Below are 23,000 nucleotides of genomic sequence, written 5' to 3'. Positions count from 1 at the left end.
GCGACCAGGCTGCGACGTGGGCTGCTACTCGGACTCAGTACGCGGGACCGGCGCCCGTCGGTTCCTGCGGGTTCTCCTGCGGAGGCCGCTCGGTGGCCTGCCTCGCCAGTTCGGCCCGGATGTCCTCCGGGCCGAGCGCCAGCAGTTCGCCGATCTCCCGGTTCCATCCGTCGGCCGCCTCCTCCACCGCGGACCGGAAGCCCCGGCGCACCCGGCGCCCGGCGACCATCAGGGCGACAGCGACCACGGGCCGCAGCAGCCACCGCCCGCGCACGGTGACCGCGACATCCACCTGCCACCGACCACTCCCGGCCCGGCGAGGCCGGAGATCCAGCCGCGCCTCGCACAGGCGGTGCTTCAGCCGTACCGTCGCCGGGGTGGGCGCTGCCGACGGGGCCCCGGGCGCGAGCCGGACCGCCGCCCACCACGCGGCCAGATCGAGCCGCGCGTCTCCTGACCCGCGGCGCAGCGACTCCGACCCCTCCGGCCCTTGCATCTGCCCCTCGGCCTCCACCAGCAGCGGCAGGTCGGGGCTGTGCAGCCGCAGAACCGTCCGTGCCGTCATGCCGTCGGAAAGCAGCAATTGTTCCACGGTGATCACGTCACCGCGCCGCCACTCGCGTACGAGCACCGTCTGCGTGTCCGCGGCGCCGTCCTCGGAGAGCTCGTACCGAGCACCGGGGTGCAGATGCCGCCCCTCGACCAACCGCACGTCCACGACCGGCCGCCCGTCCTCCAGCACGATCTCCTCCCCGCGCTCCCGGGTGGATTCGGCGAAATCGAGCATCAGCCCGGCGAACTCCTCGACCCGGTGCGGCTCCAGGGCGACGACGGTCACGGTGTGCCGCAGCACGGTCATGCGGCACAACCCCCGGTGACGGTACGGACGGACCGCGCCGACCGCCTCTGCACAACGCCCACTGTTCCCCGCCCTCGACCGCCCCCGCCCACTCGGACAGGCGTGCCCCCAATGTACCGCCGAGGGGCCCTACCGCGCAGTCAGCCGGGCCACGCGCCCGAGAGGCGGTGGACGACGGTGGCGCCGGCGCGGTCGACGGCGGCCTTGACCGCGGCGAAGACAGCGCCCTGGACCGTGGCGGCGAGCAGTACTTCGCGCCAGTTGCGGTCCGGGTCGGTGGACTTGGGGGCGTCCTCGTCGTGGCCCGTCTTCTTCCAGATCTGTTTGAACAGAGCGCCGGCGACCATGCCGCTCACCGCGCCCATCGCCATGCCGACGGGCCTGTAGACGGCCTTGGAGGTTTTCATCGTCCGCACCGCTTCCTGCACAGGAGCACGGTGACGAAGGCGGCCGCCGCCAGAGCGGCGAGCATCAGGCCGCGGTGCTCGTTCGCCGCGGTGGCCGCGTGTGTGGCCTTCTCGCGTACCGGTTCTGGCGTCTTGTCGCGTGCCGTTTGCAGCGCGTGCGCCGTCGTGTCGTGGACCTGGCGTTTGGCCTCTGCGGCCTTCCGCCGGGTCTGCGCCCTGGTCTCGGACGCCTTCTGCTGGACCTGGGCCTTGACGTCCGCCTTGGCGGCGAGTGCCTCGACCGTGTGTGCGAGCTCTTCGCGGGTGGCCCGGGCCTGCTCGCGCAGCTCGTCGGGGGTGGGGTCGTGTCCGCGGGGGGCGTTGTCGGTCATCGGTGTGCGCTCTCCTTGATCTGGGCGATGTCGGCCTTGACGTTGTCGACCGCCTGTTGGGGCGCGGGCGGGGTGCCCTGCTTGATCTGCTTCCTGCCGGCGACGGCGAGCACCCCGGCCACCGCGAACAGCACGGCCGTGACCACGAGGGCGGACAGCCACAGCGGCCAGACGAGATCGAGCGCGATGACGGCGGTCGCGACGAGGGCCTGCAGTCCGAGGAAGGCGACGAGTCCGGCGCCGCCGAACAGACCCCCGCCCAGACCGAACCGCTTGCCCTTCTGCTTCATCTCCGCCTGCGCCAGGCGCATTTCCTGGCGCACCAGCTGAGAGATCTGGTCGGACGCCTGCTTGACCAGCTCCCCCACCGATTCGTCCCGGTGAGGGGCCGTGGTTCCTGGTGACCTGTCCATGCTTTCCCGTCCTCCTCTGCCGAAGTCCCCTGGTGGCGTCGGGTGTCGCCGGTGGCGACGGCCGCCCGTCCGGTCAGCCTGAGCGGCGGTCCGCGGTACCCGGATCGGTACCGGGACCGGTGCGTCCCATGGCCCTGCGGTCCTCATCGCTCCACTTGCGGGTGTCCCGGGGCTCGACGTACGGCTCCTCCAGGCGCGGGTGCCCGCCGATGATGGCCCGTTCCCTGGCCATCTCCGCGTCGAACTCCAGGCCCAGCAGGACCGCCAGGTTGGTGATCCACAGCCACACCAGGAAGATGATGACGCCGGCCAGGGTGCCGTAGGTCTTGTTGTAGGAACCGAAGTTGGCCACGTAGAACGCGAAGCCGGCGGAGGCGACCAGCCAGATCAGCAGGGCCAGGAGGCTGCCCAGGGACACGAACTTGAAGCCGCGGCCCTTGGCGTTGGGCGCCGCCCAGTAGAGGAGCGCCAGCATGATCGTCACGAGCAGCACCAGTACGGGCCACTTGGCGATCGACCACACCGTCAGAGCGGTGTCGCCGATGCCCAGGGCGGTGCCGAGCTGGCGGGCGAGGCCGCCGGTGAGGACGACGATCAGCGCGCTCACGGTGGCCAGGATCATCAGCGCCAGGGTCAGGCCGACGCGTACCGGAAGCACCTTCCACACCGGCCTGCCCTCGGGCAGGTCGTAGACGGCGTTGGAGGTCCGGATGAACGCCGCGACGTAGCCGGAGGCCGACCAGAGAGCGCCCAGCAGGCCGACGATCGCGAGGACGGAGCCGACGCCCGCGCTGCCCTGCAACTGGTTCACCGCGTTGGTGAGCACGTCGCGGGCCGCGCCGGGTGCGAGTTTCTGGATGTTGTCCAGGACGGTCTGCGTGGCCGATCTGCCGGCGATCCCGAGCAGTGAGATCAGCACCAGCAGGGCCGGGAACAGCGCGAGAATGCCGTAGTACGTGAGGCCCGCCGCCCGGTCGGTCAGCTCGTCCTGTTTGAACTCCTTGAGCGTGCGCTTCAGGACCGCCGGCCAGGACGCCTTGCCCAGCGCCGCGGGGCTGTCGGGCGTGTCCCGGTCGGCCTGCCGACCGGGACCCGCGTCCCGCTCGCCGCGGCCGGCCCGGCGCGCGTCGTCTTCGTGCTCACCGCTGTGTTCGCTGCTGTATTTACTGGACATGCCGGCCGAGTAACCGGCACGGTCCGGCCTACGCCAGTTTCGCCCGATTTCATTCCGACGGAGCAGTGGTGCCCGCCGACCCGGGCAGGACGCGCGTGTTCACGCGATCCTGCCCCGGTGCCCGGTGTGCACCCCCGGTCGGGCAGAGTGCGTCAGGCGTACGCCGGCTGCCCCGGTCCCGGTACGTTCCGGAAGCGGAACGGCTCCGGCTCGCGGCCCGCCTGGACGAACCAGCACTCCCCGGCGGCGTCGCCGGTGACGATGCGCAGCACGGTGTCGGCGACGACCTCGGCCGGGATGACCGGCATGCCCTGCTCGGAGAGCATGCCGCGCAGCGGGTCGATGATGCGCGACTCCGCGTAGCCCGGGCAGATCGCGTTGAACCGGATGCCCTCGGGGGCCAGCGCCGGCCCGAGCGAACGGGCGAGACCGACGACGGCGTGCTTGTTCGCCCCGTACAGCGGGTCGAGCGGTACCGAGGCCAGACCGGCCAGGGACGCGGTCGCCACGATCGAACCGCCGCCCCGCGCCCGCAGGGCCGGCAGGACCGCGTGGGCGCCGAAGACGACACCGTCGAGGTTGGCGCCCATGGCGCGGCGGTAGCGTGCCAGGTCGAAGTCGTCACCGACGCCGCAGCCCGTCGACACGCCCGCGTTCAGAAAGGCGATGTCGACACCGCCGTGGCGCTCGACGGCGAAGTCCACCAGCGCGCGGTTCGCGTCGAGGTCGGAGACGTCGCAGGGCCGGAAGCTCCCGCCGACCATGTCGGCCGCCTCGCGGCCGCCGTCCACGTCGAGGTCGGCGACGACGACCTCGGCCCCCGCCGCCGCCAGCGCCAGCGCGGTGGCCCGGCCCAGTCCGCTGGCACCGCCCGTGACGATCGCGACCTTGCCGTGCAGCGGCGCCGTTTCCTGGGCGCTCGTGGCGGCCCCGCCCCCGGCGCTCACGCCAGCTCCAGCACGAGCTTGCCGACGTTCTCGCCGCGGAAGAGCATCTGCAGCGTCTCGGGGAAGTCGTCCACCGAGCCCTTCACCACGTGCTCCTTGACCTTGAGCCGGCCCTCGCCGATCCAGCCGGCGATCTCCCGCCCGGCCTGCGCGTAGCGCTTGGCGTAGTCGAAGACCACGAAGCCCTCCATGCGGGCGCGGCGCACCAGCAGTGTCATGTAGTTCGACGGGCCCTTGACCGGGGTCGAGTTGTTGTACTGGCTGATCGCGCCGCAGATCACGACGCGGGCGTTCATGGCCAGCCGGGTGAGCGCGGCGTCGAGGATGTCCCCTCCGACGTTGTCGAAGTAGACGTCGATGCCGTCGGGAGTGTGCTCGCGCAGTGCGCGCTTCACATCGCCGGCCCGGTAGTCGATCGCCTCGTCGAAGCCCAGCTCCTCGGTGAGCAGCCTGCACTTCTCGGGTCCGCCGGCGATGCCGACGACGCGGCAGCCCTTCACCTTGGCGATCTGGCCGACCATGGTGCCGACGGCGCCGGCCGCGCCGGAGACGACGACGGTCTCGCCCTCCTTGAGGGCGCCGACGTCCAGCAGTCCGAAGTACGCGGTCATGCCGGGCATGCCGAGGGCGCCGAGGTAGGTCGAGGGCGGCGCGAGCGAGGTGTCGATCTTCAGCGCGCCCTTGCCGTCGGAGACGACGTGCTCCTGGACGCCGAAGGTGCCCACGACGTGGTCACCGGGCTGGAAGTCGGGGTGGTTGGAGGCGGTCACCTCGATGACCGACCCGGCGCGCATCACGTCACCGAGCCCGACGGGCGGGAGGTAGGACGGGCGGTCGTCGAGCCAGCCGCGCATCGCGGGGTCCAGCGAGATGACGCGCGTCCTGCCCGCGAACTGGCCGGGGCCGGGCGCCTCCGCGGGTGCGGAGACGTGTTCCCAGTCCTCTGGTTTCACATCACCCACGGGGCGGGCTGCCAGGCGGATCTGGCGGTTGGTCGCAGACATGAGGCCTCCTGTCGTCCATGAACCCCTTGACCATACCGACCAGTAGGTACGTTCGCGACCGTGAGGTGCGTCACACCCTCCCTGCCCGGGCCGGCACGGCCCGGGCTGCGGCCGGCCGCTCGTTACGAGGCAGGAGCGCCGTCGGGGTCACGGTCGCGCTCGGGCCGGGGCTCGTGGGCGGCCTCGGTGCCGGGGCCGGCCTGCGGCTTCAGGTCCGCCTCGCGCTCGGGCGCGGTCTCGGCGGCGGAGCGTGGCCCGGCCTCGGCCTCGGCGGCATCCTGGCTCGCAACAGGGGGACGCCGGCGGCGGAGCAGTACGCCCCCAACCAGCAGCGCGGCGAGGAAGACGCCGACGGCCACGGGCCCGACGGCGCCCAGGGCGTCCGCCAGGGCCCGCTGGATCGCGCCGGCGGCCTCGATGACCGGGTCCCCGGTGACGGGTGCGCGCTGGGCGCGGATCTCGTACCAGCCGTAGTAGGCGACATACGCGCCGACGAGGAGGAGCAGCCCTCCGCCGATGCGGGAGGCGAGCGAGCCGAGGCGGCGCAGACCGGCGACCCGGGCGGTGCGGGTGAGCGCGACGGACAGCGCGGCGGCGCCGACGACCAGGCCCATGCCGGCCGCGTACGCGGTGAAGAGGGCGATGCCGTCGACGGTGGAGCCGCTGCGGAAGGCGGAGACGACGATCGCGAGGAACGGGGCGATGGTGCAGCCGAGGGAGGCGACGGCGTAGGCGGCGCCGAACAGGGCCATCGACGGCGCGGAGCGGCTGACGTTCGGGGCGCGGCGGAGTTTGGGGAGCAGGGCGGGCAGGTCGCGGCCGGACACGAGCCAGGCGCCGGCCAGGGCGAGCAGGAGTCCGAAGGCGATGGTGAACCAGGGCAGATGCTGCTGCACCTGGCCCGCGACCGGGGCGATGGCGAGCCCGAAGAGGGCGAAGACGGCGGCGAACCCGGCGGTCATGGCGGCGGTGGCCGCGAGCGCGCGGGTGACGGCGGCCGCCCGGGTGGGGGAATCGTCACCGAGGACGAGCAGGGACAGATACGCGGGGAGCAGCGCGAAGCCGCAGGGGTTGACCGCGGCGAGCATGCCCGCGGTCAGCGCGAGGGCGAGGGGCAGGTCGGTCATTCCGGATCAGCCGACGAGCGGGCGGACTTTGTCGGCAAGACCCTTGCCGCCGGGGAGGCTGCCGGTGAAGACGGCCTTGCCGTCCTTGTCGAGGATCACATAGACGCTCTGCTCGGTGATCTCGAACTTCTTCCAGATGTCGCCGGCCTCGTCGGACAGGTTCGGGAACGCGCCGACCTTCGTGTCGGCGACGAAGTCCTTCATGGCTTGCGGCTTGTCGAGTCCGGCCACCCCGACCACGTTCGCCCGGCCCTCGAACTCGGCGGCGACCTTGGCGGTTTCGGGTCCCTGTCCCTTGCAGGTGGGGCACCAGGGGGCCCAGAACCACAGCACGGCGGGCTTGCCCGCCAGGGTCGCCGCGTCGAACGGCCGGCCGTCGACGGTCGTTCCGGTGAACCGCAGCGTGTCGGGGACCGCTGTCGCGTCGGACCCGGCCTCGGCCGGCGCGGAGGCGTCGGGCGAGGCCGTACCGGCTGCCCCGGGCGTAGCGGACTTCTCGGTGCCACCGGCAGCGGCGGGCTCCTCGGTGCCGCAGCCGGCGAGGGCGAGCGCGGTGGTGGCCAGCACGGCGGGGAGGAACAGACGGGCGCGCAGCATGTAAGGACAGCTCCTGTGATCGGGGTCGGCTGAACTCTAGGCCGGACGGCGGCCGTTGCGGGGCGGGAAGGTGCTTACGGTTCCATGACGTCAGCCCGCGTGGTCCGCGAGCCGCTCGGGGTCGAGGACGGTGATGCGCCCCCGGGCGAGCCGGATCAGCTGCCGGTCGGCGAAGTCGCGCAGGACCTTGGTGGTGGTCTCCCGCGACGTGCCGGCCAGAGCGGCGATCTGCTGATGGGTGAGGGCGATCTGCCGGCTCCGGGCACCCAGTACGCGGGGCCGGGTGTCGGCGGCCAGCGTGAGCAACGTGGTGGCGATGCGCTGCGGCACGGACTTGAAGACACTGTCGGACAGGCGCCGTTCGAGGTCGGTCAGCCGGCGGCCGAGGATCTCGGTGATACGGGCGGAGATCCGTGCGTCGGCCAGCAGGAAGCGGTGCACGTCGGCGCGGCTCATGACGCAGACGGTGACGTCGTCGAGGGCTTCGGCGAAGTTGTCGTACATCCGCTGACCCAGCAGCACCATCTCGCCGAAGATGGTGCCCGGGCTGATGATCGCGCAGGTCAGCGCGCGGCCGTCGGCGGACACACGGAAGATGCGGACGCGGCCCTTCTTGAGGATGAACAGGACTTCGGAGGCCTGGGCCGGTGAGTACAGCAGCTCGCCCGCGCCGTAGGTCTTCATCGGGGCGGCGGCCGAGATGGCGTCCATCTCCGTCTCGCTCAGGTCACGGAAGATGTCGACCTCGGAGACGCACCACGTCTTCTCGTCGTCGTCACCGGAGTGGTCCATACGGTGTGGCTCCTCCCGTCGTCCCGGTGCCCAGGGCGGAGGCGCGGCGCCCCACGCCGGGCCGGCCAGCGCGCCCGCGCTGCCGGGCAGACAGTAGTCGTCCGGGGTGCCGAGCACAGGATCAGCACCCCGGGACGGTGAGCCGGGACCGGGTGTCGACGCCGACGGTACCGGCGTCATCCCGCGGCCCGGCCGGTCCGCGTGCCCGCCATCCCGGCAATGGACGAGAAAGTGGCTCCGGCCAGCAGACCGAAGACGAGGTGGGCGCCGAGGCTGGACGCCGTGACGTCGTTCCATTCGAAGACGGGCATGCCCATGTTGGCCGGCATGATCCACAGAGCGCCGACGATCCACCACACGGCGCTGTAGACGAGGCCGAGGACGACGGCGGGCGCGAGACGCTGCGCGAACTGCCCGAGCAGTACGCCGAAGGTGATGCCGGCGAACAGCGCGATGGCCAGGTGGATCAGCCACCCCGCGAAGGCGTTGGTGGAGCCGAGGAGACCCGCGACCATCGTGATCATCGCGGTGTCCGTCATGGGCCGGGACACCGACATCCAGATGCCCATGCCGATGCCGCCGACCAGTCCTGCCGCGGCGCCCCAGCCGGCATGGAGCGGAACGGCCGCAGCCTTGGGGGATACATGTGCTGCAGTGGTCATGGTGATCGTCCCTTCCCGTCGCGGGGGTGTTTCCCGCTCTCGCCGCCGACGCTAGGCCGCGTGGCAGGGGCAGGTATGTGACCGCCCTTACCTACGCGCCGGTAGACCGGCAGGCTTGACACATGCCGTGTGCGGGGCGGTGCGGGGTGCGGGTCCGCTTGCCTGCGGGCGAGCCCGATGCCTGGATGGAGCGGTGCTCACAATGGGGAGCAGTGCGCGGACTCCCGCAGTGCACACACCTCCGTCACGAGGCGAGGGCTGTCATGACGTACGACGAAGGACTGGCCGAACGGATCCGTGCCCGGCTGGGCGGCAACCCGGCGATCGCCGAGCGGCGCATGTTCGGTGGCCTGGCGTTCCTGCACGAGGGGAACATGGCGGTGGGAGTCATCGGTGAGGACCTGATGGTGCGGGTCGGACCCGATGCCACCGACGCCGCCCTCGCCCGGCCCGAGGCACGCGCCTTCGACTTCACCGGCCGTCCCATGCGCGGCTGGGTCGTCGTCGCCGCATCCGCCCTGGCCGAGGACGAGGCTCTCGACGCCTGGATCGACCAGGGCCACGCGTTCGCCGCGGGCCTGCCGCCCAAGTAGCCGCGGACGGCCGACGAAGAAATGGAAGGTGCGGAATGAATGAGGACCAGCACACGACGAAGCCGCGGATCACGGTACTGACCGTCCCCGACTGCCCGAACGCCCAGGTGGCACGCCACCGCATCGCCGACGCCCTGAACGGCCGGAACGTGCCCGTGGAGTGGGTCGCGGTGTCCGACGAGGCGGGAGCCGCCGAGTGGCGGATGACCGGCTCGCCGACGGTCCTGGTCGACGGCGCCGACCCGTTCGCCGCGCCGGGCGCCCGGCCCAGCGTGTCCTGCCGGATCTACCGCCACACGGACGGCACGACCGACGGTGCGCCGGCCGTGGCCGAGCTGCGCGAGGCCCTGGCCCGCGCCGGTCTGTCCGCGGCGACCGGCACCGACCGCCCCGGCCCGGCCTGAGAAGGCGCAACGCCTCCCCTCACCCGTCACCCGCCGCCCGAGGGACGGCCGGGGCGATAGATCATCTCGATCAGAAACGCGACGATCACCATCCATACGCCGACCCCGAGAATCCACACCGAGTCGGCGAGGAAGCCGCAGACGAGCAGCGCCGTCGCGATCAGTGTGAGCGCCAGCACGGTGCGCCGGACGCCACTGTCGTTGTCAGCCATCGTCGCCACTTCCCCCGGACGTTCTGGGCACCGGTCTGCCGAGGTCACCGCGCCGAGGTCACTTCTGCGGGCTGCCGGCGCGAAACGGTCACGCCGCAACGGTAGGCCCCGGTCGGCGCCCTGGGCGGGGCCGCGCGTCAGGGCTGCGTATAGGAGTGCGGCGCTCGCGTATGGAAGGCGTCAGGGCCGTGACCCGGTGGCTATCGTCGTCCCGTGCGAGTGATCGAAATGTACCCGGGCGGCATCGTGGAGTCTCGGTGGTGAACCCGCGGTTGCCCCGCCCCCGGCATCCGGCTCAGGTCGTCGTGGCCGGATTCGCCACGGCGATCCTGGTGGGGACCGGCCTGTTGACGCTTCCCGTGGCCAAGAGCGGCCCCGGTGGCGCGAACCTGCTCGAGGCGCTGTTCACCTCGGTGTCGGCGGTGTGCGTGACGGGGCTGGTCGTGGTCGACACCCCCACGTACTGGAGCGGGTTCGGACAGGTCGTGATCCTGTGCCTCATCCAGCTCGGCGGGCTGGGCATCATGACGTTCGCCTCCCTGCTCGTGGTGCTCGTCTCCCGCCGGATGGGACTGCGCGCGCGGCTGACCGCGGCGGCCGAGACCAAGACTCTGGGGCTGGGCGAGGTCCGGTCGGTCGTCGCCGGCGTGGTCAAGGTCAGCCTGCTGCTGGAAGCGGTCACGGCGCTGGCGCTCTCACTGCGTTTCGGCCTCGGCTACGACACCTCGTGGCCGCGGGCGTTGTGGCTGGGCGTCTTCCATGCGGTCTCGGCCTTCAACAACGCCGGCTTCGCCCTGTACTCCGACAGCCTGATGGGTTTCGTCACCGACCCGTGGATCTGCCTGCCGATCGCGGCCGCCGTCATCGCCGGCGGCCTGGGCTTCCCGGTCCTGTTCGAGCTGCGACGCCGCTGGCGCAGGCCGCGGTCCTGGTCGCTGCACACCAAGATCGTAGTGTGGGCCAGTTGCGTCTTCCTCGTCGGCGGCAGTGTGTTCATCACCGCGATCGAATGGACCAACCCGGGGACCCTGGGGCCGCTGGACACGCCGGGCAAGCTGCTCGCGGGCTTCTTCCAGGGCGTCATGCCCCGTACGGCGGGTTTCAACAGCGTCGACACCGGTCAGATGAACCCGGCCAGCTGGCTGGGCATGGACGTCCTGATGTTCGTCGGCGGGGCCAGCGCGGGCACCGCCGGCGGCATCAAGGTCACCACGTTCGCCGTGCTCTTCTTCGTCATATACGCGGAGGTGCGCGGCGAGAGCGCGGTCAACATCTTCCACCGGCGCCTGCACGGCGACACCCAGCGCCAGGCACTGACGGTGGTCCTGCTCGCCGTGGCCGCCGTCGTGGGCTCCACGGTGGTCTTCATGGTCTTCACCGACTTCAATCTCGACCGGTCCCTGTTCGAGGTCGTGTCCGCGTTCGCCACCGTCGGACTGTCCACCGGCATCACGGCCGACCTGCCCGCCACCGAACAGATCCTGCTGACCGCGCTGATGTTCATCGGCCGGCTCGGGCCCATCACCGTGGCCTCCGCGCTCGCCCTGCGCCAGCGCGTCCGCATGTACGACCTTCCCGAGGAGCGACCCGTCATTGGCTAGGAACCGCAGCCCCAGAGCACGCCGTATCGCCCAGAGCGACTCCGTCGTGGTCATCGGCCTGGGCCGCTTCGGACGGGCGCTGGCCCTCGAACTCGTCGACGAGCACACCGAAGTCCTCGGCATCGACGAGGACGCCGAACTCGTCCAGCAGCTCTCGGGCTCCCTCACCCATGTGGTGCGCGCGGACTCCACCAAGGAGGACGTACTGCGTCAGCTGGCCGTCCACGAGTTCAGCCGTGCCGTCGTCGCCATCGGCACCGACCTGGAGGCCAGCATCCTGACCGCCTCCCTGCTGGTGTCCTTCGGCATCGAGGACGTCTGGGCCAAGGCCATCAGCGAGGCCCACGGCCGCATCCTCACCCAGATCGGGGTCCACCACGTCGTCTACCCCGAGCACGACATGGGTCAGCGCGTCGCCCACCTGGTCCGCGGCCGCATGCTCGACTACATCGAGTTCGAGGACGACTTCGCCATGGTCAAGACCGAACCGCCCACGGACGTCATCGGCAAGCGCCTCGCCGACAGCACCGTCCGCAGCCGCTACGGCGTAACCGTCGTCGCCATCAAACGCCCCGGCGAGGGCTTCACCTACGCCACCGCCGACACCGTCGTCCGCGCCGACGACACCATCATCGTCGCCGGCCGCACCCGCCAGACGGAACGCTTCAGCGAACTTCAGTGACGCCCATGGTGCGAGCCTCGCGTGACAGCTCTGACCGATGCGCCCCGGATCACACCGCCTGACATGGAATGGGCGGAACATCCTCACGAGGTTGACCGTTCACCTATACGTGGCTGCGAGGGGGGACAGTGTCCCCGGGCCTCACCCACAGCCCATGGGGAAGATCGTTCGGCTGAAGCCCCATGGAGCCACTCGCCGAGAGGCGACCGCCCTCCGCCACCACCTACCGCCCCGGCTGGTTCCCCCCAACCAGTCGGGGCTCCTCCGTGTCATGGGGTTTCTGGACCGGTACACGGGCCTCAGGCGGCGCCGTCGCGGTCCATGGGGCCCCAGTCGCCGGACTGGGAGGTGACCACCTCGGTGGCCTCGGCGATGACGTGGTTCGCGATCCAGCCGAGAGGTTCGATGTCCTTCACGAGGGGTTCGTTGTCGGGGCCGCGGGCCGCCTCGGTGCCGTGCAGGACCCACGGCCGGGTGCCGGCGCCCTTGACGCGGGGCAGATGGCAGTAGTCGTGCAGCCGCCGCGCGACCCAGACGTGCGGGGATCGCTCGCCCCACCACTCCTCCATGTCGAGCGGGCTGGCCGACAGACCCGGCAGCGGGACACCGGTCAGGTCATCGGTGCTCGAGACGTCCCGCAGGTCCTGCTCCGGTCCGCGCGACCAGCGCACATAGAGACCGCGTCGGCCGGTGACCAGCCTGGTGAGTGTGTCCAGGCTGTCGAAGACCGGCATCGTCTGCGATGACTTGGTCATGGTCCATTGATGGCTCCGCCCGCCGCGCGGGTCAAGCGGGGAGCAGCGAGTCGTCCTCGGGCCGGGCGCCGGGCAACCGGTGGCGGGCCGCGATCAGGGCGGCGTCGACATCGCGTGTGCCGGTCGACACGCACAGTGTGTAGGCGATGTCGTCCATCCGCTGCCGCACCTCCGCGCTGCCGTTCTCGGCGTGCAGGATGCGCAACGTGTCGTACTGCTCGACAAGGTTCCGCAGAACCGCGGGGTGAGCCATCAACATCAGCTGTCTCCTTCCGTCCCGGAACTCTCGAACGTCGTCTGCCGACCCGCCTACCCCAGAGCTCACTCCTCATACGCACCGTGCCGTTCGGTGCCGCCCCGTCGCACGACTACCGGGACGCGTGCGGTACTCGGTGCGGCGGAGACGCGTCGTGGGCGCTCTCCCGGGCACCTTCCCTCCAGCGGAGCCCAAGGGCGAGCTCGATCGGAGGCCGTGATGCTGTCCCACGTGCTGGAGTGCGGTGTTCTCGTCGTCACCGTCCACCAAGACCCCGGCGCCGCCCGCCGGACCGAGCTCGCCACCCGGATCTGCAGCCTGGTGCGGGCCTACAGACCGGCCCCGGTCGTGATCATCCTCGACGACCCGGCCGCCACCAGCGCTTCGGTGACCGCGGTCCTGCGCGCGCACCGCCTGTGCGGCCGTCTCGGCACGCTGATGTCCGTCGCGACCCACCGAGCCCCGGCCCGCCGCCTGCTGGAGGCGAACGCCGGCATCGGCAGCCCGCGCCTGGTCATCCACGCCCGCATCGACATCGCCATCAGCGCGGCCACCATCGCGGCTGCGGCCTGACGGACCTCCCGGTTCCCGGTGACGACGCCAGGGGCCCGGCTTCCCGGACGGGGAAGCCGGGCCCCTGGCCCTGCCGAGTCGGCCGCCGCGGCCTTTCAGGCTCCGAGTTTGCCTACGGCGTCACGCAACGATGCCGCCAGCCGGGCGACGTCGTCCTGCGCGGGTGTCGAGGTGCCCAGCCGGTCGACGAGCTCCGCCCGTGACACCAGCACGGCCGCGCCGCGGAAGGCGTCGCTGTCCAGCTCGGCCGGGCCGGCGACCCGTCCCTTGCCTGCCAGCACGACCAGGGCGGCGTCGTCCTCGGTGGAGTCCAGCAGTTCCCGCACCAGAGCCTCGTCGATCACCACACTGTCCTTTCCGCGATGCCGGAACGGCCGGGCCGGGCGAACGGCCGTGTCACCGGCGGGCCGCCGGTGGCCGCTGTCCGTGCGCGGTCACTCCCGTGGTCGCTCCCGTGGTCACTCCTTGCTCACTTCCTTGTTCACATCGGCCGGCGAGTCGTAACTCTTCTCCGGCAGGGCGTCGAGCGCCTTCATGATCTTCTGGTCGGCGCCGTGCTGCTTCGCCTGGTCCAGGATCTGCTTCTTGTCGGCGGGGTAGCCGACGCCGCCGAGGGCCTTCTGCAATTCGATGGGGTCACGTCCATGGGAAGACACCTACCCGCGCCGGGCCCGGAACCGCACCGCGTGCCGCCACGGCCACACCGATGGCCGCCATGGACCGCCGGCGTGTCCCGGGTGAACGCCGACGTGTCGCGGGACGACGGCTGGGCACCTGCAGCAAGGTAGCGGGAAGCCCGGCCGTGGCCGACGGAGAGGAAGGGCGGCGACGACCGGGGGAAAGTGTGGCCGTTCATGGAGGTCCTGCCGTATGAGCGTTCAGCCCCGCACCAGCGTCGTCGTCATCACCCGTGACCGGCGGGACCAGCTCCTGCGGACCCTCGATCACCTGGCCGCGCTGCCGGAACGCCCCGTGGTGATCGTCGTCGACAACGGGTCGCGCGACGGAACCGCGGAGGCGGTCCGCCGCCACCACCCGGACAACGTGCTCCTCAGCCCGGGCCGCAACCTCGGCGCGCTCGGCCGCAATCTCGGCGTGCGCCGTGCCACGACGCCTTACGTCGCGTTCAGCGACGACGACTCGTGGTGGGAACCGGGCTCGATCGCCGCCGCGGAGGAGCTGCTCGACGCGTATCCGCGGCTGGGGCTGCTCGCCGCCCGGATCCGGGTCGGGACGGAGGGCGGCACCGACCCCCTCAACGCCGCGCTGGCCGGCTCCCCCCTCGCCCAGGCGCCGGACCTGCCAGGCCGCCCCGTGCTCGGCTTCCTGGCCTGCGGAGCCGTGGCCCGGCGCGAGGCCTTCCTCGACGCCGGCGGCTACCACCCCGTGCTGTTCTTCGGCGGCGAGGAAACACTGCTCGCCTACGACCTGTCCGCCCGCGGGTGGGGCGTGTGCCACGTTCCCGAACTGGTCGCCGTGCACTGCCCGACCCGCGGGGTGCGCGCGGGCCGGCCGGCCGTGATGCTCCGCAACGCCGCGCTGACCGCGTGGCTGCGCCGCCCGGTGCCGGTGGCCCTGCGGCACACCGCCGCACTGCTCGGCGCGGTGCGCCGCGACCCCGACGCACGCGGGGAGCTCGGCCACCTGCTGCGCAGACTGCCCGCCGCGCTCCGGGCCCGCGCTCCGCTCCCGGCCTGCGTGGAGAGCGCGGCACGGCAACTCGATCTGCAGGGGGCCCGGCCGTGACCGGTGTACGCACCACCGTGGTCGTGATCACCCACAACCGGCGTGACGAGCTGCTGCGCACCCTCGGCGAACTGGCGCGGCTGCCGGAGCGGCCGCCCGTGATCGTGACCGACAACGGCTCGACCGACGGCACCGCCGAAGCGGTCCGCCGGCTGCACCCGGACGTACTGCTCCTCACGCCCGGCCGCAATCTCGGCGCCGTGGGCCGCAACCTCGCGGTGCGGCACGTGCGCACCCCTTACGTCGCCTTCTGCGACGACGACTGCTGGTGGGAGCCGGGGTCCATCGCGCGGGGGCAGGAGCTGCTGGACCGTCATGAGCATCTGGCCGCGGTGACCGCCCGTATCGTCGTGGAGCCGGGCGGCACGGAGGATCCCATCGTGGCCGAGTTCCGCGACTCGCCACTCACGGGGCCCGCGTGGCTCCCCGGACCCGCGTTGGGTTCCTTCCTGGCGGGGGCCACCATGCTGCGGACCGGCGCGTTCGAGGCGGCGGGCGGATTCAGCGAGCGGCTGTGGCTGGGCGGCGAGGAAGAACTGCTGGCCACGGACCTCACGGCGCTCGGCTGGTGGCTCTGCTACGAGGAGAGCATGACCGTGCACCACGCGCCCTCGAAGGCGCGTGACGCCACGACGCGACGGATCGACGGTCTGCGCAACACCCTGTGGTTCTGTTGGCTGCGCCGCCCGGTGCCGTCCGCGCTCCGCCGCACACTGTTCCTCGCCCGTACGGTCCCCCGCGACCGCGCGTCGCTGCGCGCCTTCGGCGCGGCCCTCGCGGGCCTTCCGTGGGTGATCCGTGAAAGGCGCGTCGTGCCGCCCGCCGTCGAACAGCGCCTGATGCTCCTCGAGAGGGTGCAGCGGCACTCCACTGCCCGCCGGTACGTCGGCTGATCCGGCTCGGCTGATTCGGCACAGCGGCCCCGGCCCCGGGCGTCGGCGGCCAGGGCCGGGCGTGTCGTGCATCGGTCCGCCGGGAGTCAGTCCCCCAGCTCCTCCTGGAGCGGTGTCTTCGGCGCATCGCGAAGATGCTGGGACATGCCCGGTTTGCCGCCCTGGCGTGCCTGCTCCGCGCGTTGGGCAGCGGTGAGGCCCAGGTCGGAATCGGCGTCCACCCGGACGGAGCGGGCCACATCGTCCTGGTTGCCGTACCGCTCCGGTGGAATGCCCCGCAGCGCCTTCAGCACCTCCTCCGAGGCGGAAGACCTGCGGGCCGCATCGAGGAGGTCCTCCTTCGCGGCCGGAAAAGTCGACGTCCTTGATCGCCGACAGCACGGCCGGGACATCTGTGTGAGCCATGGCCATCTCTTCGGATCGATCGGGATGCGTGCCGGGCGGACCGGCTACGACTCGTAGTCCTCCGGCTTGACCCCCGCCTCCTCCATCGCTTCGCGCATGGTGCGGCCCGAAGTGTCGGGGGCTTCACGCTCCGCCTCTTCCTTCTTCCTGTTCTCGTCCTCCATCTTGTCCGGACGGGTGATCACGTCGTCGGTCGTGCTGGTCTTGGGCCGGTTCTCCTCGGGTACGGTCATCGCTCTCATTCCTCGGGTACGCAGGCGGTTCGCCGCCCGGGTACCCGGGCGGCGAACCGCCGAACACGCGACGGCACGACACCCGGCGTGCGGGCCGCACGGGCGTGCGGTACGGCTGGGACATGGCTGGAATCGAACTCAACAGTGCGGCGTTCAGCGACCATGCGCTGATCCCGCAGCGCTACGCACGTGACGGCGAAGACGTCTCTCCGCCGCTGACCTGGTCCGGGGTGCCCGACGGCACCGCCGAACTGCTCCTGCTGTGCGAGGATCCCGACGCGCCCAGCGGCACCTTCCTCCACTGGCTCGTCACCGGCATCGACCCGGCCGACGGCACGGTGGACGCCGGACAGGTGCCGGCGGGCGGCACGGAGCGGACCAACGGCTACGGCGACGCCCGCTGGGGCGGCCCCCAGCCGCCCGTCGGCGACGAGGCGCACCGGTACTTCTTCCGCCTGTACGCCCTGCCTGAGCCGGTGGACCTCCCCGACGGAGCGACCGCCGACGACGTCCACCGGGCGGTGGACAAGCAGCAGCTCGCCAGCGGCACCATCGTCGGCCTGTACCAGCGCTGACCACACCCTTCATCCAGACGGCCGTACGCGGGCGCGGCGGGCGGACGCACAGGCGGCGGCCGCCCGCCGCCGGCCCGTCACTGACCTGCGGGCACCGTGTCCTCGAAGGTGGTGCCTGCCGCCCGGTAGGCGGCGATCTTCGTGGCGACCTGGGCCGGAGTCAGCACCTGGTCCTTGACGTGCAGCACGTAGTCGACCTTCTGGTCGTAGGCGCGCGGCGTGGTGCTCGTCTGGCCCGCGAGGTCGATGAGCCATTGGTTGAAGTTGATGGACATCGGCCGTTCCGGCAGGTAGCGGGCGTCATGACGGCCGAACTCCTGGCCGTCGACGTAGTAGGTGATGTTGCTGTCGTTGATGGTGACGACGAGGTCGTGCCAGCCGGCGTAGCTGGTGCGTGACTCCGAGTGCTGGTTGACGGCCTCCCACGGGTCGGGCCGGTAGGTCTCCCACGATGTGGTGTAGAGGATGTTGGCGGGCTCGCCCCAGCCGCCGTTGGGCAGGTACTCGAAGTCGTACTCGGCGTAGTCGTCGGCCATCGGGGCCTTGAGGTCGTTGATGGTGAAGAACGTCTGCACGACGCGGTCGCCGTCGGGGCCCGACCTCGGCGCGTCGGAGAACCGCACCCGGGCCGCGTAGGTGCCGTTCTTGAACTTCGTCGCCTGGGTGAGGACTTCGGTGTGTTTCGTGGACTCGGGCGTGCCTGCCGTCGAGGTCTCCAGGTTCATGATCGAGTTGGTCCCCTCCTTGGCGAAGGTGACGTTCTGCGCCGCCCAGGTCGCGCCCGGCACGCCCGGCACGCCCGCGTTGGACCGCACGCTCCAGCCGTGGGCGCCGATCGCCGGGTCGGTGTGCGAGGTGTAGTTGAAGTCGTCGAAGAGCGTGGCGCCCCCGGCCGGCTGATCGGTCGGCGGATCGGTCGGGTCCGGACCGGGCCCCGGGTCGTTGCCCTCGGGCGCCGTGCCCCACACCGGCGTGCCACCGAGACTGGCGGTCACCTTGGACCAGTTGCCGTACGACGTCTGGGTGGGGCCGAAGGAGTAGTCGTCGTTCTGGTTCAGCGGCTGCCAGTTGGAGCGGTGGAAGCGCAGCTGCATGTGGCCGGTGTCGGCGCCGGGCGCGAGGGTTCCGGCGCCGTTGGTGAAGCCGATCTCCAGGTAGCAGTCGGCGGTGGCGGTCGGCCGGGCGAGGGTGCCGAAGGTGCCGGTGATGTTGGCGCAGCCCTTGACGGCCCAGGAACAGGCGAAGGTGTACGAGGCGCCGGCGTCGGCCTTGAAGTAGTACCGGATCTTGACCTGGCTGAGGGAGACCGGGACGGTGCCGGTGTTGACGGCCTTGAACCAGGGTTCGGCCTGGTCGCTGCCGGTGGCGCTCTGCCGGTACTGGACGGTCAGCGACTCGCCGGCGGCGGCAGCGGGTCCCGCCGTCAGGGTGGCGCAGCCGAGGCCGGCCACGACGGCTGCGGCGGCCAGGGCCGTGCGTATCCGTGTGGTGCGCGCTTCTCTGCTCGTGCTGATGCTGGTCACCTGGTGGTCCTCTCAGGACGAAGGATCGCGGAGGGACGGCTCGGTACTCCGAGAGCGTCGAGCCGGGTTCTGTGGTGGTGCAGCCGTGCCTGGAATCCGGCCCAGTCGCGGCCGCCGGACCAGGCGGTGTCGGCCAGTGCGCACAGCCGGGGGAAGGCGAGGTACTCGGCGTGCGCCGCGGTGGGGACGTACTCGGTCCACAACTGCGCCTGGGTGCCGAGCACCCGTGCGGCGGTCGCCGGTTCCCAGTGGGCGGGTGCGGGTTCGGTGGCGTACACGGTCGGCAGGTCGACCGCGCCGCCCGCCTGGCCGGGCGGTTCGTCGGGGTGGGCGGACTGCGGGTAGCCGAGGTATGTGGAGCGGTGCGGCGTCATGATCACGGGCTGGCCGCGGCAGGCCGCGGCCAGCCCGTGATCCTCGTCGCGCCAGGCCAGGACGGTGAAGGACGCGGGCAGGTCGCGACCGGTCTCGGTCCACCCCAGCGGCCGCCTCCCGCGCCCGGTCAGGAAGTTCCCGATGCGCTCCATGAACCAGCCGTGGAGCGCGTCGGGGCTCTCCAGCCCTTCCGCCACCACGCGCCGCAGGGCGGTGGGTGAGCGGTGCCACTCTGTGGTCGGGCACTCGTCGCCACCGACGTGGATGTAGGGCGAGGGGAAGAGGTCCATGACCTCGTCCAGTACGGTGCGGCAGAAGTCGAGGGCATCGTCGGTGACGCCGAGGACGGTGTCGCACACTCCCCAGCTCTTCCACACGTCCAGTCGCCGCTCGGGGAAGTTGCCGAGGTGCGGGTAGGCGGCCAGGGCGGCGCGCGCGTGGCCCGGCATCTCGATCTCCGGTACGACGGTGACGCCCCGGTCGGCGGCGTACGCCACCAGGTCGGCCAACTCCTCGCGGCTGTACGCGCCGCCGTGCGGCACCCCGGCGACCTCCGTGAGCCGGGGGTACGCCGCGACGGGCATCCGCCAGCCCTGGTCGTCCGTCAGATGAAGGTGCAGCACGTTGAGTTTGTGCAGGGCGAGCAGGTCGGTGAAGCGCCGCAGGAAGGAGACGGGCTGGAAGTGGCGGGCCACGTCGAGCATCGCGCCGCGCCAGGCGTACCGGGGCACGTCCGTGATCTCGACGCAGGGGACGGACCACCGCACCCCGCGTACCGGTGCCGTCCCGAGGGCGGCGACGGGCAGGAGCTGCCGGATGGTCTGGACACCGTGGCGCAGTCCGGCGGCGCCCGCGGCGCGGAGCAGCACCGTTTCGCCGCTGACGGTCAGGCCGTAGCCTTCGGCGCCGAGGCCGGTGAGGCCGGGGTCGAGGATGAGCACGATCCGGCCGTCCGGGGCGAGGGGCAGTGGCAGACCGGTCGCGGGGGCCAGCAGGGTGCGCAGCAGGGCGGCCGCGGGCCCGGCCCCCGGGGTGGCCCGGATCGCCGTCGTGTCGTCGAGGGTGAAAGTCCCGGCGGACAGGCTGAGTTTCGAGGGGTTCGGGACCAGCCCGGGGGCTGTGCTCGGTGGGAACACGGTGTCTCCTATCCCTTGACCGCGCCGCCGGCCAGGCCGGTGGTGACCCGGCGCTGGAGCACCAGGAAGAGGATGAGGACGGGCAGCGCGAAGAGCGTGGAGGCGGCCATGGTGGCGCCCCAGTCGGTGCCGAAGACGTTCGAGAACGAGGAGAGCCAGACCGGGAGGGTGCGGTCGTCCTGGTTCTTGATGATCAGCATGTTGGCGAAGGCGAACTCGTTCCAGGCCGTGATGAAGCCGAAGAGCGAGGTGGCGAGCAGGCCGGGCGCGAGGAGGGGGAAGGTGACCCTGCGGAACGCGGCCGCGCGGGTGCAGCCGTCCACCTGGGCGGCTTCCTCCAGTTCCCTGGGGATCGCGGTGAGGAAGCTCCGCAGGGTGACGATGGTGAACGGCAGGGTGATCATGAAGTAGACGAGGGTGAGGGTGGCGAGCCGGTCGAGCATGTCGGTGTCGCGTGCGATGACGTACATGGGGATGAGCAGCGCCTCCCAGGGCGCGACCTGGGCGATGAACACCATCAGGACGAAGCCGCGGCGGCCCTTCCAGCGCAACCGCGCCACCGCGAAGGCCGAGCCGAGGGCGACCACGAGGGCCAGCAGCACACAGCCGGCGGTGACGAGGAGGCTGTTGCGCCAGAACGACCAGAATCCGTCGGCGTCCACGGCTGCGGAGAAGTGCTCCAGCGTCAGCGAGGTGGGCAGGAAGACGGACGACTCGGCCTGGATGTCGGGGGTGCGTTTGAAGGCGGTGAGGACCATCCAGTACACGGGAAAGACGCAGAGCACGAAGACGATCAGCGCGCCCGCGTTCAGGGGCAGCCGTCTCAGCATGCCGGACGTGGATGCAGGGACGGGGCTCACAGTTCGGCCTCCTGCCGGAACATCTGACGGAAGTACCAGATCAGCACGGTGATCAGGATGAGTACGGTGACGGTCGCCGCGGCGGCTCCGAGGTCGTAGCGGTGCAGTGACCGGGCCACCTGGTAGGAGTAGACCGGCAGGGTGGTGGTCGCTCCGCCGGGCCCGCCCCTGGTGACGGCCCAGATCTGGGCGAAGCACCGGAAGACCCAGATGACTTCGAGGCTCAGGACGAGTCCGAAGATCGGTCTGAGGAGAGGCAGGGTGATCGAGCGGAAGATGCGCCAGCCGCCGGCGCCGTCGATCCGGGCCGATTCGAAGAGTTCGGTGGGAATCGTGGTCAGCGCGGAGTGCAGGGTGATGGCGACGAACGGCACCGACTGCCATACGACGAGCAGGACCAGTACGGTGAAGGCCGCCGGCCCGTGCGCCAGCCAGGAGTAGTCCTGGAAGGAGTCGAACCCCAGCCTCACCAGCAGCCAGTTGACCACTCCCAGCCGGGACGAGAAAAGCCACTGGAACACGGTGGTCGTGGCGATGACGGGGCTGGCCCAGGCGAGCACCAGGCCGCTCAGGACCAGGGTCCGCATCCGCCTGCCCAGCCGCTGGAGCATCAGCGCGACGGCGGTGCCGATCACCATGATGAGTACGACGTTGATCGCGGTCCACCACAGCGTGCGCCGGGTGACCTGCCAGAATTCGCTGTCGCGCAGGATCTCCCGGTAGTTCTCCAGACCGGCGAAGCCCGCGCCTCCCCGGATCAGTTCGGCCATCCCGTAGTGCTGGAGGGAGATCAGCAGATTGCGGACAAGGGGGTAGGCCAGCAGGAGGACGAAGCCGACGACCGCGGGTGCGATGAGCAGATAGGGCCACAGAGCGCCGGCAACGGAACGTCGGCGTCCGGCCAGCTGAGGGGCCGGCGCGGAGGCGGGGGTCGTCGCTGTCGCGACCGGGCCGGCCGCCGTGCCGGGGCGGGTGGCGGGGTGCGTCATGCTCTCGTCCCCGGCTCCCGTCCCGGCCGGGCCCGGCTCATGAGTTGAGCGTCTTGCTGATGGCGTCGGAGGCGTCCTTCGCGGCCTGCTTCCGGTCGCTTCCGGTCAGCACCGCGGTCATGTACTCCTTGATCGGGTTGGTGGCCTCGACGGCGGCCCACTGCGGGGAGTTGGGCGTCGCACGCCCTTGCGCGGCCGCCGCGGCCATGGCGGCGGTGCCCTCGTCGTCCGCCAGGGCGTCGGCCAGCGACGTCCGGTTGGGCACATAGCTCATGGTCCTGGCCAGGTCCCGCTGCCACTTCTCCCCGGCGAGCGACTTGACCACTTGGTAGGCCGCGTCCGGGGGGGCGGAGGCGACGGGAATGATCAGATCGGAACCGCCGGTGAAGGTGGCTCCGGGGGTGCCCGCCGTGGCGCCGGGGATCGGGAAGAAGCCGAGCTTGCCCGCGAGGGCCGGATTGGCCTGTTCCACGATCCTGGCGCCGCCGGGAACGGCGATGATCTGGGCGACGTCCCCCTTGGCGAATACGTCCGCCTGCGGCGGCTTGGCCTCGTCGGAATCCTTGGGGCCCTTGCCCAGTGCCTGGAGCCGCTGGTAGAAGTCCATGCCGCGGAGGGCTTCCGGGCTGTCGAGCGAGCCCTTCCACCGGTCACCGTCCTTCTCGGCGAGTTCTCCGCCCTCCTCCCAGATGAAGCCGGCGAGGGTGTACCAGTTCTGACCAGGCAGAACCGGCGCACCGGCGGCGACCGGCACGGGCCGCCGGCGGCGAACCTCCACTGCACCGGCCGCCCGTCCGGTTCCGTCGCGGCCGACCGCTCGTCTGGCGCCGGGCACT

The 23,000-nt window shown here is 71.4% G+C and carries 31 protein-coding genes; 8 read left to right on the top strand and 23 right to left on the bottom strand.

What is annotated here, in order from left to right; all coding sequences use genetic code 11:
• Positions 1 to 34: 34 nt before the first annotated feature.
• The 11 genes from ACWD01_RS07715 to ACWD01_RS07665 form a co-directional block, all read right to left on the bottom strand.
• Positions 35 to 859 (bottom strand): hypothetical protein, encoded by an 825-nt coding sequence (locus ACWD01_RS07715; RefSeq protein WP_451159153.1) that lies wholly within the window; start codon positions 857 to 859, stop codon positions 35 to 37.
• A gap of 140 nt (positions 860 to 999) precedes the next feature.
• The gene (locus ACWD01_RS07710) at positions 1,000 to 1,266 is read right to left on the bottom strand and encodes a DUF4235 domain-containing protein (RefSeq protein WP_451159151.1); all 267 of its coding nucleotides are present in this window, start codon (positions 1,264 to 1,266) and stop codon (positions 1,000 to 1,002) included.
• Positions 1,263 to 1,637 (bottom strand): DUF3618 domain-containing protein, encoded by a 375-nt coding sequence (locus ACWD01_RS07705; protein ID WP_451159149.1) that lies wholly within the window; start codon positions 1,635 to 1,637, stop codon positions 1,263 to 1,265. The genes ACWD01_RS07710 and ACWD01_RS07705 overlap by 4 nt, the downstream gene beginning before the upstream one ends.
• Positions 1,634 to 2,050: a phage holin family protein gene (locus tag ACWD01_RS07700; RefSeq protein WP_451159147.1), complete on the bottom strand. Its 417-nt coding sequence runs from the start codon at positions 2,048 to 2,050 to the stop codon at positions 1,634 to 1,636. The genes ACWD01_RS07705 and ACWD01_RS07700 overlap by 4 nt, the downstream gene beginning before the upstream one ends.
• Before the next feature lie 73 nt (positions 2,051 to 2,123).
• The gene (locus tag ACWD01_RS07695) at positions 2,124 to 3,224 is read right to left on the bottom strand and encodes a YihY/virulence factor BrkB family protein (RefSeq protein ID WP_451159145.1); all 1,101 of its coding nucleotides are present in this window, start codon (positions 3,222 to 3,224) and stop codon (positions 2,124 to 2,126) included.
• 152 nt (positions 3,225 to 3,376) lie between these two features.
• The gene (locus ACWD01_RS07690; RefSeq protein ID WP_451159143.1) at positions 3,377 to 4,171 is read right to left on the bottom strand and encodes an SDR family NAD(P)-dependent oxidoreductase; all 795 of its coding nucleotides are present in this window, start codon (positions 4,169 to 4,171) and stop codon (positions 3,377 to 3,379) included.
• Positions 4,168 to 5,175, bottom strand: a complete 1,008-nt coding sequence (locus ACWD01_RS07685) for an NADP-dependent oxidoreductase (RefSeq protein WP_451159141.1) — start codon at positions 5,173 to 5,175, stop codon at positions 4,168 to 4,170. Before ACWD01_RS07685 ends, ACWD01_RS07690 begins: the two co-directional genes overlap by 4 nt.
• Positions 5,176 to 5,297: 122 nt before the next feature.
• Positions 5,298 to 6,302: a cytochrome c biogenesis CcdA family protein gene (locus ACWD01_RS07680; protein ID WP_451159139.1), complete on the bottom strand. Its 1,005-nt coding sequence runs from the start codon at positions 6,300 to 6,302 to the stop codon at positions 5,298 to 5,300.
• A 6-nt stretch (positions 6,303 to 6,308) separates the two neighbouring features.
• Positions 6,309 to 6,899 carry a redoxin domain-containing protein gene (locus ACWD01_RS07675; protein WP_451159137.1) on the bottom strand — a complete coding sequence of 197 codons (591 nt, stop codon included), beginning with the start codon at positions 6,897 to 6,899 and terminating at the stop codon, positions 6,309 to 6,311.
• 90 nt (positions 6,900 to 6,989) lie between these two features.
• On the bottom strand, positions 6,990 to 7,691 hold the full coding sequence (locus tag ACWD01_RS07670; protein ID WP_451159135.1) for a Crp/Fnr family transcriptional regulator: 702 nt from the start codon (positions 7,689 to 7,691) through the stop codon (positions 6,990 to 6,992).
• A 176-nt stretch (positions 7,692 to 7,867) separates the two neighbouring features.
• Entirely contained in the window at positions 7,868 to 8,353 is a 486-nt protein-coding gene (locus ACWD01_RS07665) for a hypothetical protein (protein ID WP_451159133.1), read from the bottom strand.
• A 263-nt stretch (positions 8,354 to 8,616) separates the two neighbouring features.
• On the opposite strand from ACWD01_RS07665, the gene ACWD01_RS07660 reads away from it, so the two are divergent.
• Both ACWD01_RS07660 and ACWD01_RS07655 read left to right on the top strand, forming a co-directional pair.
• The gene (locus ACWD01_RS07660; RefSeq protein ID WP_451159131.1) at positions 8,617 to 8,946 is read left to right on the top strand and encodes a TfoX/Sxy family protein; all 330 of its coding nucleotides are present in this window, start codon (positions 8,617 to 8,619) and stop codon (positions 8,944 to 8,946) included.
• Positions 8,947 to 8,981: 35 nt separating this feature from the next.
• A complete protein-coding gene (locus ACWD01_RS07655) occupies positions 8,982 to 9,350 on the top strand; it encodes a hypothetical protein (RefSeq protein ID WP_451159129.1) in 369 nt (122 codons plus the stop codon).
• 26 nt (positions 9,351 to 9,376) lie between these two features.
• On the opposite strand, the gene ACWD01_RS07650 is transcribed toward ACWD01_RS07655, so the two are convergent.
• Entirely contained in the window at positions 9,377 to 9,562 is a 186-nt protein-coding gene (locus tag ACWD01_RS07650) for a hypothetical protein (protein WP_451159127.1), read from the bottom strand.
• Positions 9,563 to 9,822: 260 nt separating this feature from the next.
• Here ACWD01_RS07650 and ACWD01_RS07645 point away from each other — a divergent pair, with 260 nt between their 5' ends.
• Together ACWD01_RS07645 and ACWD01_RS07640 are read left to right on the top strand one after the other, a co-directional pair.
• The gene (locus ACWD01_RS07645; RefSeq protein ID WP_451159125.1) at positions 9,823 to 11,163 is read left to right on the top strand and encodes a TrkH family potassium uptake protein; all 1,341 of its coding nucleotides are present in this window, start codon (positions 9,823 to 9,825) and stop codon (positions 11,161 to 11,163) included.
• Positions 11,156 to 11,845 carry a potassium channel family protein gene (locus ACWD01_RS07640; RefSeq protein ID WP_451159123.1) on the top strand — a complete coding sequence of 230 codons (690 nt, stop codon included), beginning with the start codon at positions 11,156 to 11,158 and terminating at the stop codon, positions 11,843 to 11,845. The genes ACWD01_RS07645 and ACWD01_RS07640 overlap by 8 nt, the downstream gene beginning before the upstream one ends.
• Positions 11,846 to 12,144: 299 nt before the next feature.
• Here ACWD01_RS07640 and ACWD01_RS07635 read toward each other — a convergent pair whose 3' ends face one another.
• Complete coding sequence (locus ACWD01_RS07635) at positions 12,145 to 12,600, bottom strand: DUF6098 family protein (RefSeq protein WP_451159121.1); 456 nt, start codon at positions 12,598 to 12,600, stop codon at positions 12,145 to 12,147.
• Between the two features lie 31 nt (positions 12,601 to 12,631).
• A complete protein-coding gene (locus ACWD01_RS07630) occupies positions 12,632 to 12,859 on the bottom strand; it encodes a DUF5133 domain-containing protein (RefSeq protein WP_356899647.1) in 228 nt (75 codons plus the stop codon).
• 216 nt (positions 12,860 to 13,075) lie between these two features.
• On the opposite strand from ACWD01_RS07630, the gene ACWD01_RS07625 reads away from it, so the two are divergent.
• Entirely contained in the window at positions 13,076 to 13,429 is a 354-nt protein-coding gene (locus ACWD01_RS07625) for a hypothetical protein (RefSeq protein WP_451159119.1), read from the top strand.
• 95 nt (positions 13,430 to 13,524) lie between these two features.
• On the opposite strand, the gene ACWD01_RS07620 is transcribed toward ACWD01_RS07625, so the two are convergent.
• Positions 13,525 to 13,773 carry a hypothetical protein gene (locus ACWD01_RS07620; RefSeq protein WP_451159117.1) on the bottom strand — a complete coding sequence of 83 codons (249 nt, stop codon included), beginning with the start codon at positions 13,771 to 13,773 and terminating at the stop codon, positions 13,525 to 13,527.
• Positions 13,774 to 13,887: 114 nt separating this feature from the next.
• Positions 13,888 to 14,055: a DUF2795 domain-containing protein gene (locus ACWD01_RS07615; RefSeq protein WP_451159116.1), complete on the bottom strand. Its 168-nt coding sequence runs from the start codon at positions 14,053 to 14,055 to the stop codon at positions 13,888 to 13,890.
• Positions 14,056 to 14,299: 244 nt separating this feature from the next.
• Between ACWD01_RS07615 and ACWD01_RS07610 the strand changes: the two genes are divergently transcribed.
• A complete protein-coding gene (locus tag ACWD01_RS07610; RefSeq protein ID WP_451159114.1) occupies positions 14,300 to 15,175 on the top strand; it encodes a glycosyltransferase family 2 protein in 876 nt (291 codons plus the stop codon).
• Positions 15,172 to 16,068, top strand: coding sequence for a glycosyltransferase family 2 protein (locus ACWD01_RS07605; RefSeq protein ID WP_451159112.1), 897 nt, complete (start codon positions 15,172 to 15,174; stop codon positions 16,066 to 16,068). Before ACWD01_RS07610 ends, ACWD01_RS07605 begins: the two co-directional genes overlap by 4 nt.
• 86 nt (positions 16,069 to 16,154) lie before the next feature.
• On the opposite strand, the gene ACWD01_RS07600 is transcribed toward ACWD01_RS07605, so the two are convergent.
• Complete coding sequence (locus ACWD01_RS07600; protein ID WP_451159110.1) at positions 16,155 to 16,460, bottom strand: DUF2795 domain-containing protein; 306 nt, start codon at positions 16,458 to 16,460, stop codon at positions 16,155 to 16,157.
• Between the two features lie 57 nt (positions 16,461 to 16,517).
• On the bottom strand, positions 16,518 to 16,706 hold the full coding sequence (locus ACWD01_RS07595; RefSeq protein ID WP_451159108.1) for a hypothetical protein: 189 nt from the start codon (positions 16,704 to 16,706) through the stop codon (positions 16,518 to 16,520).
• Positions 16,707 to 16,828: 122 nt separating this feature from the next.
• Between ACWD01_RS07595 and ACWD01_RS07590 the strand changes: the two genes are divergently transcribed.
• Positions 16,829 to 17,281: a YbhB/YbcL family Raf kinase inhibitor-like protein gene (locus tag ACWD01_RS07590; protein ID WP_451159106.1), complete on the top strand. Its 453-nt coding sequence runs from the start codon at positions 16,829 to 16,831 to the stop codon at positions 17,279 to 17,281.
• 77 nt (positions 17,282 to 17,358) lie between these two features.
• Here the strand turns inward: ACWD01_RS07590 and ACWD01_RS07585 are convergent, their stop codons facing one another.
• From ACWD01_RS07585 to ACWD01_RS07565, 5 genes are read right to left on the bottom strand one after another with little or no spacing between them, the layout of a single operon-like run.
• A complete protein-coding gene (locus tag ACWD01_RS07585; RefSeq protein ID WP_451159104.1) occupies positions 17,359 to 18,804 on the bottom strand; it encodes a cellulose binding domain-containing protein in 1,446 nt (481 codons plus the stop codon).
• On the bottom strand, positions 18,801 to 20,315 hold the full coding sequence (locus ACWD01_RS07580) for a beta-N-acetylhexosaminidase (protein ID WP_451159102.1): 1,515 nt from the start codon (positions 20,313 to 20,315) through the stop codon (positions 18,801 to 18,803). The genes ACWD01_RS07585 and ACWD01_RS07580 overlap by 4 nt, the downstream gene beginning before the upstream one ends.
• Positions 20,316 to 20,323: 8 nt before the next feature.
• The gene (locus ACWD01_RS07575) at positions 20,324 to 21,145 is read right to left on the bottom strand and encodes a carbohydrate ABC transporter permease (protein ID WP_451159399.1); all 822 of its coding nucleotides are present in this window, start codon (positions 21,143 to 21,145) and stop codon (positions 20,324 to 20,326) included.
• 26 nt (positions 21,146 to 21,171) lie between these two features.
• Positions 21,172 to 22,164 carry a carbohydrate ABC transporter permease gene (locus tag ACWD01_RS07570; protein WP_451159100.1) on the bottom strand — a complete coding sequence of 331 codons (993 nt, stop codon included), beginning with the start codon at positions 22,162 to 22,164 and terminating at the stop codon, positions 21,172 to 21,174.
• 37 nt (positions 22,165 to 22,201) lie between these two features.
• On the bottom strand, positions 22,202 to 22,942 hold the full coding sequence (locus tag ACWD01_RS07565) for an extracellular solute-binding protein (protein ID WP_451159098.1): 741 nt from the start codon (positions 22,940 to 22,942) through the stop codon (positions 22,202 to 22,204).
• Between the last annotated feature and the right edge of the window lie 58 nt (positions 22,943 to 23,000).

This window comes from Streptomyces sp. NPDC002835 (assembly GCF_053591995.1).
The sequence above is the reverse complement of the archived record's forward strand: the minus strand, read 5'-3'. Positions and strand labels throughout refer to the sequence as shown.

Coding starts and splice junctions, on each gene's coding strand:
- ACWD01_RS07655 (WP_451159129.1), top strand. CDS start 8,982: ATGAATGAGGACCAGCACACGACGAAGCCGCGGATCACGGTACTGACC.
- ACWD01_RS07595 (WP_451159108.1), bottom strand. CDS start 16,706: ATGACCGTACCCGAGGAGAACCGGCCCAAGACCAGCACGACCGACGAC.
- ACWD01_RS07635 (WP_451159121.1), bottom strand. CDS start 12,600: ATGACCAAGTCATCGCAGACGATGCCGGTCTTCGACAGCCTGGACACA.
- ACWD01_RS07570 (WP_451159100.1), bottom strand. CDS start 22,164: ATGACGCACCCCGCCACCCGCCCCGGCACGGCGGCCGGCCCGGTCGCG.
- ACWD01_RS07685 (WP_451159141.1), bottom strand. CDS start 5,175: ATGTCTGCGACCAACCGCCAGATCCGCCTGGCAGCCCGCCCCGTGGGT.
- ACWD01_RS07600 (WP_451159110.1), bottom strand. CDS start 16,460: ATGTCCCGGCCGTGCTGTCGGCGATCAAGGACGTCGACTTTTCCGGCC.
- ACWD01_RS07590 (WP_451159106.1), top strand. CDS start 16,829: ATGGCTGGAATCGAACTCAACAGTGCGGCGTTCAGCGACCATGCGCTG.
- ACWD01_RS07715 (WP_451159153.1), bottom strand. CDS start 859: ATGACCGTGCTGCGGCACACCGTGACCGTCGTCGCCCTGGAGCCGCAC.
- ACWD01_RS07695 (WP_451159145.1), bottom strand. CDS start 3,224: ATGTCCAGTAAATACAGCAGCGAACACAGCGGTGAGCACGAAGACGAC.
- ACWD01_RS07610 (WP_451159114.1), top strand. CDS start 14,300: ATGAGCGTTCAGCCCCGCACCAGCGTCGTCGTCATCACCCGTGACCGG.
- ACWD01_RS07670 (WP_451159135.1), bottom strand. CDS start 7,691: ATGGACCACTCCGGTGACGACGACGAGAAGACGTGGTGCGTCTCCGAG.
- ACWD01_RS07710 (WP_451159151.1), bottom strand. CDS start 1,266: ATGAAAACCTCCAAGGCCGTCTACAGGCCCGTCGGCATGGCGATGGGC.
- ACWD01_RS07660 (WP_451159131.1), top strand. CDS start 8,617: ATGACGTACGACGAAGGACTGGCCGAACGGATCCGTGCCCGGCTGGGC.
- ACWD01_RS07705 (WP_451159149.1), bottom strand. CDS start 1,637: ATGACCGACAACGCCCCCCGCGGACACGACCCCACCCCCGACGAGCTG.
- ACWD01_RS07680 (WP_451159139.1), bottom strand. CDS start 6,302: ATGACCGACCTGCCCCTCGCCCTCGCGCTGACCGCGGGCATGCTCGCC.
- ACWD01_RS07630 (WP_356899647.1), bottom strand. CDS start 12,859: ATGTTGATGGCTCACCCCGCGGTTCTGCGGAACCTTGTCGAGCAGTAC.
- ACWD01_RS07650 (WP_451159127.1), bottom strand. CDS start 9,562: ATGGCTGACAACGACAGTGGCGTCCGGCGCACCGTGCTGGCGCTCACA.
- ACWD01_RS07625 (WP_451159119.1), top strand. CDS start 13,076: ATGCTGTCCCACGTGCTGGAGTGCGGTGTTCTCGTCGTCACCGTCCAC.
- ACWD01_RS07575 (WP_451159399.1), bottom strand. CDS start 21,145: ATGCTGAGACGGCTGCCCCTGAACGCGGGCGCGCTGATCGTCTTCGTG.
- ACWD01_RS07675 (WP_451159137.1), bottom strand. CDS start 6,899: ATGCTGCGCGCCCGTCTGTTCCTCCCCGCCGTGCTGGCCACCACCGCG.
- ACWD01_RS07665 (WP_451159133.1), bottom strand. CDS start 8,353: ATGACCACTGCAGCACATGTATCCCCCAAGGCTGCGGCCGTTCCGCTC.
- ACWD01_RS07700 (WP_451159147.1), bottom strand. CDS start 2,050: ATGGACAGGTCACCAGGAACCACGGCCCCTCACCGGGACGAATCGGTG.